We start from the raw sequence: 16,083 nt of genomic DNA on the forward strand, positions 1-16,083 counted from the left end.
TAGTTTTTTCTTTTTTATCTAAGGATTTTTTAAAAGGATTAAAATTTTACTGAAGTAAACAAGGACAGGTTTCTAATTTAGGTTGCTGGAGAATATATAACCCTCGTGTAATCTCCCTACCACTTTCATTCCAATGGCAACTCCATGATATAACATCAAGGATTAAATTCCTTAACTTAGGCATTTTGATTTTTTAAGTTTGTATGAATGTATTGGCTTTATCTACTTTGATATATAGGTCCACATCAATATATTATTGCATCATATACTGAAGAGATAATTTAAATTATTCTATAAAAAGGATGATGAGGATGAACCTAGAGGATATACAAAAATCCTATGGCCTAATTGTAAGTTTAGGAGGATTGTGCCAAGTTACTAACCAAATCAAAAGGCACCATTTAAGAACATTTTCTGGACCTTTAGATTGGTTTTATTATCCATCACTTTCAGATGTAAACAGATTACTTCAAAATCGATTTGAAAAATTTATGAAGTTGGAAAATATGGTCATAGAAGGTTCAGAAAGTTACGGTCTTATTGAATCAGAATTTGATAATCAAACTAAATGGGCAGAACGAATTACCCACTGTATAAAGGACACTTATTATAATTGTTTTTCAATGCATGACTTTCCTATTAACTCAGATGAGGATTGGAAAGTAATCTATCCTTCTTTTAAAGCTAAATTAGACACTAAAATTAATCGATTCCTTGAAAAAATAACTAGTAGTGAATCAATTTTATTCATTAGAATTTGGGGAAATCGAGATGAAGCAGTTGAATTAGAAAACGTATTATCCAAAATTACAAATAAAGATTTTAATATTCTTATCGTTAATTTTAAGGAGGGTCTATCTAATATTGTTGAACAAAATTGGGGCATACCGAGGGTTTGTTCAATTGAACTCCCACGTTATCAGGATAGATGGGAAGGTGATGATTCCGATTGGGATTATATTTTAAATAAAATAGCATTAACTTATTAATTTTCTTTTTACTTTTCACATAATTTTGTCTGTAGATTAAAATAGGCGTAGAGAAATAAAATTCCCCTCTAATTGATACACACTTAATTCATTATCCGTTCATATAATAATTCATAAGTCCTTCTTTATAGGATCAATAGTTCTTTACAAAATTAATTTCATGACTAGAGCACCTTTATGCGGTGCTCTTTTTTAGATTTCTAGAATGTAAAATGTAATATTTGTTCACTTTTCCTTTAAATAGTTAATTTCTTTGAAATCATTTATACAATCAGTTTATTCTGCTACGTAATATGTTCATGACTACTTACTTCCATACTTTATCTTATTTTCAGTATAATTTTGTCTTCTTAGATTTTTCATTATAAGATTCTTCAATTCCCCTGATTTCCCTCCCCCTCTTTTATCTTACAAACAAGCAATGTCTTTCATTAGTATTAAATATAACTAAAGCATTAATTTTTAAAATAACCTAATTTACATACAATTGATGATAAACTACAGTGCGTATTCTCCACATTTAATCAGCATTTGAATTATAAATCTAACATATTTTTTTAGTTGATTGTCATTATGGTACAACCGTGTATACATTTATCAAACAAGCTACATAGTTTAAATTAGTAAAATATATAGAGAGGAAGGAAATAGATCTATGAAAGTCATAATTTTGTGTGGCGGAAAAGGGCTTCGGATGCAAGGAATTTTAGAGGACATTCCCAAACCATTAGTTCGAGTTCAAGGAAAGCCTCTCCTCTTGCATATAATGAATTGGTATAGAAAATATGGACATTCTGATTTCATTTTGCCCTTAGGATATAAAGGTGAGAAAATTAAAGAATATTTTATGAATTTTAGCTGGAAAGAGAATGACTTTAGTTTGAATTTTAAAACCAGTCAATATACGCTACTTCAGGAATTAGAAAATTGGAATATACACTTTATAGATACAGGAATTGATACAATGACCGGGGCAAGGCTAAAAAAACTTGAACCCTTTGTACAGGGTGAAACCTTTTTATTAACTTATGGCGATGGATTAGCCAATATAGATATTGATCAACTAATAGCATTCCATAAAGAAAAAGGAAAAATTGCTACATTAACTGGAATTAAAAAGAATAGTCAATATGGCCTATTGGCGGTTGAAAATGGAATTGCTATTGATTTTAAAGAAAAACCCTTACTTGATGAAGTAATTAACGGCGGGTTTTTTGTATTTAACAAAGAAATATTCAATTATTTAGGTAATAGTGATGATTGTGTTCTAGAAGAAGCTCCTCTCCGAAATTTAATAAAAGATAATGAGCTGGCAGTCTATGAACACAATGATTTTTGGGCTAGTGTCGATACACCTAAAGATTTAAAAACCGTAGATGAAAGTTGGAATCCTAATAAATTTTAGTGGAGAGGACTGAATAAACATTGAGCTTTAATGATAAAAAAATAAGTTTACCTCGATTATATATCCCCTCTAATGAGAAAATAATTAACCCGCTTTCAACAGAAATTAAGACTTCAAATCTCTCCCCTAAAAATACTCAAAAACTAATTAACCCTCAATTCTATAATCAACAACATGATCTAAATAATCATTTCTGTGTCATTGTAGGTAGTGAATATGTCTTGAAAATCATTGCCTTACAGCAATCATTAATGCAGTACTCAGAAAAATTTACATTGTGGATTTGTTGTATAGATCCTTTTGCATATTCATTATTAAAAGAAATGAATCTAATTAACGTAAACCTTTTACAAGTTGAAGAATTAGAAGATAGTGAACTAAAAGCAATTAAGAGAAAAAGAAAAGTAAATGAATATTGTTGGACTTTAAAATCTGTCTTGATAGAATATTTATTGGTAAATTACCATTTACCATCTATTCTATATTGTGATGGTGATTTATGCTTTTTCTCTGATCCTAATATTATTTTTGAGGAATGGGGTGAACATTCTATTTTCCTTACTCCCCAAAGAGATCGTGATTGGGTAGAAAAAATGTACGGCAAATATCAGGCTGGTCTAATTGGATTTAAGAATGATCTCTATGGACTAAAGAGTGTAAGTTGGTGGAAAAATAAATGTATAGATTGGTGTAGTGCCGAACCTGAGGAGGGAAAGTTTGGCGACCAAAAGTATTTAGATTATATCCCTATCTATTTTCCAAAAGTAAAAATTTCCAATAACTTAGGTATAAATGCTGCGCCTTGGAACTGTATATATAATAACGATTACAAAATTGACAAGAGTAACAATGATGTATTTATTGAAAATGATAAACTAGTTGTTTACCATTTTGCATGTATTACTATCTTTACTGAAAATGATTTTGATCTATGGTCTTTGGGAGCAATTTCAATACCAAACAATATATTAAACCATATTTACACTCCTTATTTAGAGAGAATCCAATTTGTTTTAAAGCAATTAAAAGAAAAATTTAATAAAAATACGAAACAATTTTTAAGTAAAAAAGATATAAATGAAGCTCAAACCTTATATAAAGATTCACAATTAAGAAGAAAAATGAATCAATCCAACCATTTTATGAACTTTTCTATGATTATAAGTAAAGAACGATTAATTCAAGGATTGACCTCTTATTATTCCTTAGAAAATCTCAACACTAAATTTACTGTATGGATCTGTTGTATGGATGATTTAACTTATCAAATATTGGAGGATTTAAAATTAAAGCACGCCATACTCATTCCGGTAAAAGATCTTGAAAATCATGAACTCCTCAGTATAAAAAATGAGAGAAATTTACAAGAATATTGTTGGACATTAAAAGCACCTCTTTGTCTACATGTCCTTAGTCTTTATCCCGAGGTTGATCACATTATACATTGTGATGCTGATATGTATTTCTTTACAGCACCTAATATCATTCTTGATGAATGGTGGAAATACTCTATATTCCTATGCCCCCAAAGAAGTTCTACTGAAATTGAAAGCATACACGGTATATACCAAGCTGGTTTAGTTGGCTTTAAAAACGATCAAAATAGTAAAGAAATTTTAACATGGTGGAAAGATAAATGCCTAGAATATTGCAAAAATCATTATGATGTTGAAATGAATAGGTGGGGTGACCAAAAATATTTAAATCACATTCCTAACATTTTTTCTAATATAAAAATCATGACTCATAAAGGTATTGATGCAGCACCTTGGAATGTAATTCTAAATAGCAGTTCTATATCAAAAACAGATAATAAAGTTCTTATTGATCAAGATGAATTAATTGCTTTTCATTTTGGAAGTATGCAGATTATTAATCCAAATGAGTTCGACTTGTGGAAACATGAAACTTTAGAATTACCTCCAACGATTTTAGATCATATATATATTCCTTATATTGAACAATTGAACAAGACATGTCATATCCTTCATAACACTTTTCAAAAATCCCCATCCCCTTTATTTGCTGGCCAAATTGATACAAATACAATAAAAAATTATTTTAAATACTCCTCCCCTCATCACAATTAAGACTGATATTCTCCTTATGTTAAAATAAGTGAATTTATTCCATTAACTAAAAATAAATCTTAATAAAGGATAGATTATCACTATGATTACTTCATTTAAAAATAAAACTTTTCTTATTACTGGTGGATATGGTTTTATTGGTTCTCACTTGGTACGAAGACTTTTAAATTTACAAGCAAAAATTGTTCTTTTTATAAGAACATCATCCAATTCTTGGAGACTAAAGGATATTCTAAAAAATATTAAAACCTATGAAATAGATATACGAGACAAAAAACAAGTACAAGATGTAATAAAGAAAGTTAACCCGGATTATATCTTTCACCTGGCAGCCTATGGTGTAAATTCTGCCCATATAGACTACATGCACGCTATAGAAACAAATATTATAGGGACATGTAACATAATTCAGGCAGCAAAATTAGTAAATTGTAAAAAAATTATTCATATGGGTAGTAGTTCTGAATACGGCAATAAAATGGAACCTATTCATGAAAATATGCTACTAACTCCTGTGGATATCTATGGAAGTACCAAAGCTGCTGCTACTATATTAGCCCATCAAATGGCAAGCGAAAACAATATTAATCTTATAACACTAAGACCTTTTGGCATATTCGGAGAGGCTGAGGAGCCACATAAAATATTCAGCTATATTATCTTGCAAGTGTTGCAAAATAAAGATGTAAATTTAACTTTATGCAATCAATTAAGAGATTATTGTTATATAGAAAATATAATAGATGCCTGTATCCTAGCAGTAGAAAATACCACTGTACAAAATGATATCTTTAATATTGGGAGTGGTACCATTCATCCCTTAAAACATTATGTAGAATTATTATTCAAACATTTGAACACCAATTCCAGACCAAATTACGGTGCAATTTCCTCTAGAACAAATGAAAGATGGGTTCCTGAAGCAGATGTTCACAAAATTAAAGAATCTCTTTCTTGGGAACCTAGAATTAATATTGAAGAAGGAATTATTAAAACTATTGATTGGTATAAAAACAATACACATTTATATCTAATCCCCTGAAAATATTGTACTAAAGGAGGTGGATTAATTGTTAAACAAAAACTTTAATAACGCTTTTTACGGAAAGAAAATTTTAATTACAGGACATACTGGTTTTAAAGGTTCTTGGTTATCCCTATGGTTGAAGGAATTAGGTGCCACTGTAATTGGATATTCATTGGATCCTAAAAATAAAAACGACAACTTTAATGTTACCAATCTTCAAAATGATATAATAGACATTCGCGGTGACATAAGAGATTTTAGTAAACTAAATAAAGTTTTTACAGATTATAACCCTGAAATTGTATTCCATTTAGCTGCACAACCGCTAGTTAAGTATTCATATGAATATCCTAGAGAAACATACGAGGTAAACGTTCTAGGAACTATGAATGTACTAGAGGCAATTCGATTACATGAATCAGCTAAAATAGGAATTATGGTGACAAGTGACAAGTGCTATGAAAATAAAGAATGGCCTTGGGGTTATCGTGAAATTGATCCTATGGGCGGTCATGACATATATAGTTCAAGTAAAGGATGCTGTGAGCTTTTAATTTCTTCCTATCGAAATTCTTATTTATCAGAAGAAAAATTTTCTCACCACAAGAAAATAATTGCAAGCGTTCGAGCTGGTAATGTAATTGGTGGTGGTGATTGGTCAATAGATAGGATTATTCCTGATTGTATACGAGCATTAGAATCGAATAAAAAGATTATTATTAGAAATCCTACCGCTATTAGACCCTGGCAACATGTATTAGAACCCTTAAGCGGTTATTTACTCCTCACAGAAAAAATTATTAATAATGATATTATTTTTTCAGGTGCATGGAATTTCGGACCATCCCTAGACAATATTGTTCCAGTAGAAAAATTAGTGACGAGTTTACTAGATATTTGGGGTTGCGGGGATTGGACAACAGAAAATATGGGTCCAATGAATTTCCATGAAGCAAATTTACTAAACCTTGACGTTAGTAAAGCAAAATTCAAGCTTAATTGGCAACCGAGGTGGTCCCTACAACAGACTTTAGAAAATACAATAGAATGGTATAAACATTATACTTCTTACACCAGTACAGAGATGCTAAATTTATGTGTTAACCAAATCAAACAATATTCCGCACTTTAAACTATCCCCCTTACTCATACTCACTGCTTGTTTCTTAAGGAGGGAGTCTTCTTAGCTAAAGAGACATTAACTTTTATAGTCTAAATTGTGAACCTATTATACCTAGAATCCTGTGACTGCCCATTAACAAAGATTTTATTTCTTCGGTTATTTCAAATTACTCATAGACATTATACTTAAGAACCAAGGAATCACATATTGTGCTAGTGATTCCTTGGTTCAGAGAGAATAATGTCTTACTTTAACGACAATACAGTATATGAACTTATCCATTTATTTGTTCTAGTTATGAAAAAAACTTTTTCCTATCAAAAAAGCTTATTTCAAAGAAAAACTTCCTATCTTCTTCAACTTATCCTATTAGAAAAGCAAACAAGGTGAAAATCTCGATAATTATACTAAGCTTTAACAATTTTATAATTATACCTTTCTGGTATATACTCCCCCAAAGTTCTTACTTATATATCGAGTCTCTCATTTACTTTCACCAATGGGGATAATTTCATGAACTATTTATTCTACAGACAAATAACTTTTAGAATCATCTTTTTAGAACGTTTAAAGGAAATTTTCCCTTTTATGCGCCTTTTCCACTACCTTTCTTTAATTTGTCTTAATCACAGCGAGAACAAATCCTTAAAATAGTACATCTTCAGCATAAATTCACATAATTTTCAAACACAAAAATTCTAAATGCTAAAACTCGTTATATAATGAAAGCAAGCCATAAGTAAGATAGTTTCCCTGTTACGAGTAATGAGATAGTCTGTTTCACATTTTTACATTATCTAAAAAAACTTGTAGGAATTCCTACAAGTTTTTTCTTTCTTTATTCTCTTCTTATTTACATACGCAAAGTTTATACATTTGTGTTAAATTCTAAGTACATTCGACATAAATTGATTGTTTTTTATGAATTTTATTGAAAAACATTGTAAAATACCTCCATTTTTTCTTTTATTTTGCTATGATAGTTACAATTATATAGGATTAAGATATTTCTATAGGATGGGGGAGTATATAGTGAGTGTTTCAGTAAAGGGAAATGAGCAATTAACCTCTCTATTGAACGACTGGTATCGATCTATGCTATCTCAACAAGTTATAAAAGCTACTAATCTAAAAAAGAAGATTGATGAAAAAATTAATAAGTTAAGCATTGAGCCAAATCAAGAACGTCAGGATCAAAATTTGTTACTTTATTACTCACTACTTGAATTTCGTTACACGGTCTTAACAGATAGCCTCGGTATTCAACAAAATAGTTTTGATGCTATTAGTGATTATGATATGCCTACAGACCATTTTCTACGCTTCTATTATCACTTTTTTAAATCCATTCATTCCACTTTTATATCAAGTTTTACTGAGGCAGAGGAACATTATAAACTGGCAGAAAAGATATTAGTAAACATTCCAGATGAAATTGAACACGCTGAATTCTACTATAGAATTGCTACTTTTTATCACCATACCTATAACATGCTCGCTTCTATCGAATACGCAAATAAATCAAGGGCAATCTTTTCGAAGTATGAAGGTTATGAAGTAAAAACAGCCTTTTGTAATAGTTTGCTAGGTGGTTGCTGTATCTATTTAAAGCAGTACGAACAAGCAGAAGAATATCTACATTGTGCAATTGAATTACTACAGAATAATAAGGAAGAAGATTCCTTGTTATACGTAAAAAGTACTATGGGGTGGCTGTATTCTGATCAAAGTATGTCTACGTTAGCTATTCGTCACCTTTCAGAAGTAACAGAAAAAATCCCTACACACTTCAAGGCTATCTTCCTACAAGCTAAGGAACATTATAAATTAGGAGAACAATCAGCAGCTAGCAAACTCATTGATAAGGGATTACAGATTTGCAGAGGAATTCATAACGAAGAATACACACACCACTTCTCTATTTTAAAAAGATTAAATGAAAATATTCCACTGGAAGAATTAGAAAAAATCATTCAAGAAGGAATCTTATACTTTGAGGAAGAAGAATTATGGGAATATGTTGTCGAATACGCCGAATTATTTGCCATAAAATGTAGACAATTAGAGAACCACCAAAAGGTAAGTGACTATTTCCATATTTGTTACCAAGCAAGACGAAAATCAATCGAAAAAGGAGTGTTGAAATAATGAAAAAAATCAGCCTATTATTATCGGGTATTGCTTTTATTGGGGTTCTAACGGTGGGAATTTCTCAATTTTCTAAAGCGGATCCGTTTGCTACTCATGGACATTACCCCGCTCCCACATATAGTGTTGGCGATCATGGTGGTGCACCACAACAAACTTAATGTAAGTGTATGTAAAGCCCCTCCATTCGGAGGGGCTTTACATATCAAAATTTATCTCTCACGTATCACCCTGTACAAGCTTAAGGAAGGCGAATCTTTTAGGAAAATCTGTTAAATAATAATGGAAACACTCTAGCTATTATAACTACCGACTCTACATATGCAATTTTACATGTAAATAGCCTTAAATATTTTGTTATACTATTCATGTGGATTTTTCATCCGAAAATCCTTTTAAACGCATATTTATGTATATGCCACCCTAATTGATGAAAGTGAGAAGAATGTTTATCATTTTTCTCACTTTTTTATATTTAAATCTTAATAATTCACACATGTGAATAATACTATAAAAATAAACTTAAAAGAGAATCTAACTTTCAAATTTAATCTTTGGAATCATTTATTTTCTAAAAAAATTCCCACATCTTTATCAACTCATTTTAGAATATTTAAACAATAATTTTATATACATTACTTGCATAAATTATTCATTTTCTTTTATATAAGACCTACTTTTTTACTTCTGATAAATTATTAAACATTGGATTATTATACACAATCCCCAAAAAGATGAGGTATTTTGTAGAATTTTGTCTATCAATATGTATGTACACCCTTTTGTAGTGGATATAGACTGTGAGGTGTAAGGAGATACCTTATAAAATAATGAAAAGGAGATTGTAAAATGAGTAGATTAACAAAATTCTCAAAGTTAGCATTTGCAACATTAATTGTGGGAAGTGGTTTAAGCGTCTTTGTGTCGTCACACAGTGTACAGGCTGACACCTTAGATCATAATTACCAAGACACTGTAAGATTCATACCACCTTCTAGTGCTAGGCAAACATTGGAACAAAAAAACACTATTGTTCCAGAATCAAAAGTTATTAAAAACCATTATGTAAAGTACTCTAAAGCACATTTCCAAACTAAAGAAAGTATACCAAAAGAGATTTATTATTCTTCAGAAGGCTTTAAGGGCTATATACAAGCAAGTACCGTTTGGGATATGGGAGATCATTTCGCAACACTATATTCCGGAACCGTTATTCGATGTTAGACTTTTAATCCCTTCTCTCCCAATGCTTATAATAATCAATAGCTCACTGCCAATACTGTAATATCTATTGTTCAAAAAATAAACCACAAAATCTTTCGATTTCATGGTTTATCAAATATAAAGATAATGCTAAACGAATACTCTAACATTACCTTCCCCAAAGTTAATTATAGAGTATTTCCCCAAAAAAGACACTCTTGTAGTGTCTTTTTTATAATATTTTAGTTTACTCTCATCTTACTTTTGTTAAACTCGGATATGTAATAATGCATATTATTTTGATTATATATTATGATATACTCTCATTGTGAGCTGATACATAATTTCTTTAGATTGGAAAACTAAAACCTCATTTACCCAATTTGGGGGCGCCTTATGGCGTCTTTTTTTATGTTCTTGAAGTAAAAAACAGGATCGTAATATCATTGTTCAAAAAAATTGTATACTTTAATAAGAATTACGCCTACTAATCCTTATTTTTGCGGCTAATTATTTGTTTCAACATAATAATTTTCCATCTCGTATATGCAATAGATAATGATAGCTAAACTCCAACTGACACCATAGTAATCATGTGTGTAGAAGTCATAACCTGCCTTAATACCTTTTTCTATTACAACCAACGTAAATCCTAATGCCATCCATTTGTTAATTTTCATTTTAATAAACGTTTTAGCTATACGTATTAAAAATAAAATATTTATAAGGCAGTTTATCATTAGCTCATACTTTTGAATGTATAATGCTATTATACAAGCAGTGATATTAGTCGTAATACCAAAGGCAACCACGGCTCCCAAAATCCTGTCCGAAATTCCCACTCCTGATTCAGTCCCTTCCCTAATAACATTACATTCTTTTCCTTAATTCGTTCCTACACCCTATTCAAGGTATGCTGTATTATCCTTGTCTGATGAATATCTATTTATCTTTTCATATAGAGCAAACAAAATTTCTACTCATAATTTTTTCTTTATTAGGCATACTAGGTTTAAGCCGTTTGAACTAGCGGCTTCACTCTTCTGGTAATGGGGTAGCAATATATAGTAATTGACTAACTCATTCAGTCCATTGGCACTGGCAGACGACAAAATTGTTGTCTGCCATTTTCATGTATACTTTTGCTAATTTCATTCCAAATCATATGTTTACCGTACTTATTTTGAAAAGAATGAAATTTAATTTTTAAATAAGTAAAAAAGATACGGCTCAGTCCACTTTTGGTATAGGACTTTTTCTTTTTACATATACTATTTTTGAGCCTTTTTACCAATACGTGTTCTATCGGTGTCTTGAATTCCTCCTAAAAGGGGCGGCAGATACGACTGCATGCCCTTTTTATTTATACTGCTTTTCTATACCAATAAATAAATAAATTGAAAACTAAAAATGCAATATTACATATTCTTTTCAGTCCATATTATGTTAAAATTTCTTAAGTTGTTTATTTCATAGTCGAATTATGATTTCGTATCTAATTCAGCAATATGTAAGCTGTATACCAAAAGAAAAGACACCCGAAAGGTGTCTTTTCTACTTTTAATTTAAAAACATTTTTCTTTTTCAGGAAGATCCAATTACCTCAATAACCTAAACCCCTTATTTAAAGAAAGTTTGATCACGATGCTCCAAAGTTTTCATCTATATCAACAGGTAAACAGTTCACTTCCAAACCATATCTCCACCAATATAATTTCTTAAAGATTTTCTGTCTTGTTCTTAATTTTGTCAAAATCCTCATATAGCTACACAAAATATATATGCTATTATGTTTTTAAGAAACTACGCGTTCCCTTAACCCTGTATCCGACCCTGTATTTTTTTACAGGGTCTTTGTTTATTTTATTTACTTTCATTAGCTTATAAGAGTTAATACACACCCCATTTCAATTAAAATCGTTTAAATGTTAGTTAGAATTTGAAATGATAAATCTATTAGCTTTTTTGACAATTATAATCTAATACTAGATTTCTAAATGTATACTACACGAAACATCAGTTAACACTATAAACATAGTGTTAACTATATTAATTGAATATTAGTAATAGTAAGTGTAAACATTATCAATTTACTATATCTTACATTTATGTAAAAATAGATGTATGTTAAGCTTTTTCAAAATCTTTCCCCTAATAAAGATTTGAAGTAGCATTTCATGATTCTCCTTACTGTTAATATGCCTTGAAAAAGAACCCAATAGGGTTCTTTTTCTTCTCATTATATCCTCCGTAATTACTTATTTAACATACAAAAAGGACTGACAATTACTTGCAGTCAGTCCTTTTTACACCTTAATATACACTTGTATTAAGTACTTAACTCTTTATTTAGCATGCATATGAACTAAACCAGTCATTTTTATTTATATATAAAACAATTCAAAATTTAGAAATACACAATAACAAATCTTTCCCAACTTCCAGCTACATAACTATTAGCAGTTAATTCTCTACCACTATTTGCTGATATAAATCTACCATTACTTAACGCTTGTAATACATATATCCTATTGTCTCCACCATTATATAAAATAAATTTTTCCCATGCCCCAATTGATGTACGATCTGCTACTACTCTACCATTTGGCTCAAACGAAACGTACTTGCCATTACTTTTCGCTTTTAAAGCATACGTATATAATTCTCCAGTCGGAATTAATTCGAATTTCTCCCATTCATTAACTGCATTACGATTTGCTACTACATTGCCCGATGGCTCAGCAGAAACATATTGTAAATTTGCAGCTTGTATAGCAACAGTCCAGCTTCCATTAAATAGATTCACACCTTTTAGTGAACTTGCATTTGATTGGTTGGCTGCCAATGCATCATTCGATGGGGTTATCATCATTATCATTAGAACCATTGGTAACACCATTAAAACTAACTTTTTAAAGATATTATTACCATTTGCATGAGCTATGAACCACTTCATTCTCATTCCTCCCTTATTATATAGCACTCATATACATCATACCAAATATGTAAAATATTGTAATACAATAGAGCCTTTATCAACAAATACCTTATTATTCTGTTTCTTTTTTCTCAAATCTATAGCACCTAAACATCACTCAGTCCTCAAACATATTTTTAAAATTAATTTCACTTTATATTAAATAAATGCCAAATAGTCGTTCATAATGAACGACTATTAAGCATCAAACTAAAAATTTGAATGTTTTTCATGTTAATCTATTTTGTTTAATCCCGTTGAAGTAACTTGATAGATTCTTTTTTTGCCTATATATTCTTGTTTATTATTCTCAAGGTTAGTAAGTTTAGCCCGTGTCTTTTCATTTACTGCTTCCCCTTCTATATGGGTAAACTCGATATAATCTCCCACTTTGACCGGCACAGTTTGGCTTTCAGCAGTTTGCTGTCTATTTCCCACTATTTCCTTATTGTACACAACACTACCGGATGAATTCTGTACTTTGATACTCGCATACGTATTATTAAAATAAGAATGTGGTACGCCTGCTTCTAAATTCACCTGCATTTTCTCTGTTACCCTATTATAATTTACTTTTGCAATTTCTCTATCACTATATCCTTTTAAAGACCAACTAAATTGATTTCCATCTAAAACCGTTGTTTCTGGCATTTTTTCTACTTTCTTCAGACCTTCTTTTGTAACTTCGTACATTGCTTTTTTTCCAAAGCTTTCTTGTTTACTATTATCTACATTTGTTAAAGTAGCTCTATGCACACCTTCTTGATGTGTTAACTCAATATAATCTCCTACTTTAACTGGAACTTTTTGCGATTCAGCATTTTGTTGTTTGTTTCCATAAATGTTTTTATTGTATACTACTTTGCCTGATGCATTTTGTACTTTAATACTCGCATATGTTTCATTAAAATAATGATGCGGTACGCCTGCTTTTAAGTCCACTTGCATTTCTTCTGTCGACTTATTGAAATTGATTTTAGCAAACTCAAAATCACTTATTCCTTTTAGTGACCATGCAAATTGATTTCCATCTAAAATTGTTGCTTCTGGCATTTTTTCTACTTTTTTCAGGCCTTCTTTTGTAACTTCGTACATTGCTTTTTTTCCAAAGCTTTCTTGTTTACTGTTATCTACATTTGTTAAAGTAGCTCTATGCACACCTTCTTGATGTGTTAACTCAATATAATCTCCTACTTTGACTGGAACTTTTTGCGATTCAGCATTTTGTTGTTTGTTTCCATAAATGTCTTTATTGTATACTACTTTGCCTGATGCATTTTGTACTTTAATACTCGCATATGTTTCATTAAAATAGTGATGCGGTATTCCTGCTTTTAAGTCCACTTGCATTTCTTCTGCTGACTTACTGAAATTGATTTTAGCAAACTCGAAATCACTAATCCCTTTCATTGACCATGCAAACTGGCTTCCTTCTAAAATATTATTTGTATTAGGGACATCTGGTTTAATCGGATTAGAATCCGTCCCCTTCCAAATCTCTGCTGTTAAAATCGGATATCCTAATGCAGCCACTTTTTGAATGGTATCATTATTTGGACGTAATCCCCACTTCTCAAAGAAAGGCATCAAATTTTGTTTGGCTACTTTTGATGCTGAGATCATAAATAATTGTTTTTTATTTTCATCAGTTTGTGGAAGTTCACTTGAAGGCATGTCTCTATACAATTGATGCAATTTAGGATAGAAGTCCTCTGCATACGCTAACTGTAGTTGCCAAAGCATAACAAGCTTAACAAAAACATCACTAACTTCGTCATAATTTTTATTAGGTTGTTCTAAGTATTGAAATGCCTTAGTATAAGCACCCTCTTGTTGCAATCTAAAGGGTTGATTAGATGTAAATGCTTTTTCTACAGAAAGGCTGTATATATTATTTTGTACTTCTGTCATATTATAAAAATTCCAAGGTGATTGCTGTCTCAAATGCCCTGCCTCATGCCATGGACCCCAACCATCTTTTATAAATTTATTAATATCTAATACATATTGAATTGCATCTCCTACATATGCGGTTCGATAAGTAGTTGCATACATATAATAATCGGGAGAATGATTTTCTTCTACGTAATGAACATAATGTTTATCTACTTGTTCTTCAGATAATCCAGCTACTTTGTCTTGAATTCGAGTAGCTTCATCCATCTTTTTTAAGAGTTGTACAGGATCTGTATTAGAACCCAACAAATATTTCTTAACACGTGCAGGGCTGGCCGTAATTAATACACGTTCTCCTTTTAACTCCACTGCATGTGCATTAGGATACTGGTCCAGCATGTCTATTAAATCTTGTTTCGTATGCTTTCCTAGTTCAAAGAAAGGCGTAGTCGTTCCACCTGTTGTAATTGTTGTTCGAATGGTACCACCTTGTTGTTTATTATAAAAATAAATCATCCCCCCATTTGGAGATTGGATTGTGTTTATACCAGGTTTTAATGTAAATGATTTTATCTTAGAATCTTCTCTCCAAGAAGCATCATACGAATACGTTCCAATATATAACTGAATATCTTGATTACCTTCTACATTAATCGTTATTTGTTCATTTGGCTTTGCATATAAACCAGTTGGTTCATATGGACTAAATGCTATACTTTTTCTTTCCTGTTGTTTCAGTACCTCAACATCCCCTTTTCCTGGGACTGTAAATGTTCTATCTTCTGATTTAACTGATTTTTCACTTTGCAGTAATGTCGATAAATTTTTTTGCTGCTGCGTTTCCTCTGCAATGATATCTGTTGTAGAAATCATTCCAGTTGCAAGCATAGTTACTGTAGCGGTGGCTGCAAGTATTTTTCTAGTTTTATGTTTTGAATTATTCCCCATATTAACTCCCTCATTTTTCCTTAATGCACTTAAGGATTTTTGTTTTTTATGTTTTTACACCCCAAGCTATTCATGCTATCTATGTTGTATCTTTTAATCTATTTTTTCTCATAATAATCTCCTTTTCTTTATTTATCATTGTATACAAATACTATTTGATGACACATTAAATAACAACTTTACGATAAATTCATCAATAACAAACTATTATGTTTTGATTCAACACCCATAACTTCCATCTAATTGTATAAATGTATTCATTTGGCGAAATAAGTAA

The 16,083-nt window shown here is 30.8% G+C and carries 11 protein-coding genes; 8 read left to right on the forward strand and 3 right to left on the reverse strand.

Going from position 1 to position 16,083, the window contains the following annotated elements:
• Positions 1–311 precede the first annotated feature (311 nt).
• The 8 genes from ACSG5Z_RS24745 to ACSG5Z_RS24780 all read left to right on the forward strand — a co-directional run bounded on the left by ACSG5Z_RS24745 (position 312) and on the right by ACSG5Z_RS24780 (position 10,006).
• Positions 312–989: a papain-like cysteine peptidase gene (locus ACSG5Z_RS24745; protein ID WP_340438645.1), complete on the forward strand. Its 678-nt coding sequence runs from the start codon at positions 312–314 to the stop codon at positions 987–989.
• A 655-nt stretch (positions 990–1,644) separates the two neighbouring features.
• The gene (locus ACSG5Z_RS24750) at positions 1,645–2,394 is read left to right on the forward strand and encodes a sugar phosphate nucleotidyltransferase (protein ID WP_435712405.1); all 750 of its coding nucleotides are present in this window, start codon (positions 1,645–1,647) and stop codon (positions 2,392–2,394) included.
• 20 nt (positions 2,395–2,414) lie between these two features.
• Positions 2,415–4,484: a glycosyl transferase gene (locus ACSG5Z_RS24755; RefSeq protein WP_435712406.1), complete on the forward strand. Its 2,070-nt coding sequence runs from the start codon at positions 2,415–2,417 to the stop codon at positions 4,482–4,484.
• A gap of 82 nt (positions 4,485–4,566) precedes the next feature.
• Entirely contained in the window at positions 4,567–5,526 is a 960-nt protein-coding gene (locus ACSG5Z_RS24760) for an NAD-dependent epimerase/dehydratase family protein (protein WP_435712407.1), read from the forward strand.
• A 28-nt stretch (positions 5,527–5,554) separates the two neighbouring features.
• Positions 5,555–6,643 (forward strand): CDP-glucose 4,6-dehydratase, encoded by a 1,089-nt coding sequence (gene rfbG, locus ACSG5Z_RS24765; RefSeq protein WP_435712408.1) that lies wholly within the window; start codon positions 5,555–5,557, stop codon positions 6,641–6,643.
• 1,023 nt (positions 6,644–7,666) lie between these two features.
• Positions 7,667–8,782: a response regulator aspartate phosphatase gene (locus ACSG5Z_RS24770; protein WP_330939117.1), complete on the forward strand. Its 1,116-nt coding sequence runs from the start codon at positions 7,667–7,669 to the stop codon at positions 8,780–8,782.
• The gene (locus ACSG5Z_RS24775) at positions 8,782–8,943 is read left to right on the forward strand and encodes a hypothetical protein (protein WP_435712409.1); all 162 of its coding nucleotides are present in this window, start codon (positions 8,782–8,784) and stop codon (positions 8,941–8,943) included. The genes ACSG5Z_RS24770 and ACSG5Z_RS24775 overlap by 1 nt, the downstream gene beginning before the upstream one ends.
• Positions 8,944–9,631: 688 nt before the next feature.
• The gene (locus ACSG5Z_RS24780) at positions 9,632–10,006 is read left to right on the forward strand and encodes a hypothetical protein (protein WP_088065106.1); all 375 of its coding nucleotides are present in this window, start codon (positions 9,632–9,634) and stop codon (positions 10,004–10,006) included.
• Between the two features lie 485 nt (positions 10,007–10,491).
• On the opposite strand, the gene ACSG5Z_RS24785 is transcribed toward ACSG5Z_RS24780, so the two are convergent.
• The 3 genes from ACSG5Z_RS24785 to ACSG5Z_RS24795 form a co-directional block, all read right to left on the reverse strand.
• Entirely contained in the window at positions 10,492–10,827 is a 336-nt protein-coding gene (locus ACSG5Z_RS24785) for a hypothetical protein (RefSeq protein WP_435712410.1), read from the reverse strand.
• 1,565 nt (positions 10,828–12,392) lie between these two features.
• Positions 12,393–12,941, reverse strand: coding sequence for a fascin domain-containing protein (locus ACSG5Z_RS24790; RefSeq protein WP_088123170.1), 549 nt, complete (start codon positions 12,939–12,941; stop codon positions 12,393–12,395).
• A gap of 255 nt (positions 12,942–13,196) precedes the next feature.
• Positions 13,197–15,806 carry a putative mucin/carbohydrate-binding domain-containing protein gene (locus ACSG5Z_RS24795; protein WP_435712411.1) on the reverse strand — a complete coding sequence of 870 codons (2,610 nt, stop codon included), beginning with the start codon at positions 15,804–15,806 and terminating at the stop codon, positions 13,197–13,199.
• Between the last annotated feature and the right edge of the window lie 277 nt (positions 15,807–16,083).

This window comes from Bacillus pretiosus (assembly GCF_051294775.1).
In the GTDB taxonomy this organism is placed as follows: Bacteria; Bacillota; Bacilli; order Bacillales; family Bacillaceae_G; genus Bacillus_A; species Bacillus_A wiedmannii.

Bases quoted from the DNA above. Each gene is read 5' to 3' on its own strand.
- ACSG5Z_RS24745 (WP_340438645.1), top strand. From the start codon at position 312: ATGAACCTAGAGGATATACAAAAATCCTATGGCCTAATTGTAAGTTTA.
- ACSG5Z_RS24750 (WP_435712405.1), top strand. From the start codon at position 1,645: ATGAAAGTCATAATTTTGTGTGGCGGAAAAGGGCTTCGGATGCAAGGA.
- ACSG5Z_RS24760 (WP_435712407.1), top strand. From the start codon at position 4,567: ATGATTACTTCATTTAAAAATAAAACTTTTCTTATTACTGGTGGATAT.
- ACSG5Z_RS24775 (WP_435712409.1), top strand. From the start codon at position 8,782: ATGAAAAAAATCAGCCTATTATTATCGGGTATTGCTTTTATTGGGGTT.
- ACSG5Z_RS24780 (WP_088065106.1), top strand. From the start codon at position 9,632: ATGAGTAGATTAACAAAATTCTCAAAGTTAGCATTTGCAACATTAATT.
- ACSG5Z_RS24790 (WP_088123170.1), bottom strand. From the start codon at position 12,941: ATGAAGTGGTTCATAGCTCATGCAAATGGTAATAATATCTTTAAAAAG.
- ACSG5Z_RS24795 (WP_435712411.1), bottom strand. From the start codon at position 15,806: ATGGGGAATAATTCAAAACATAAAACTAGAAAAATACTTGCAGCCACC.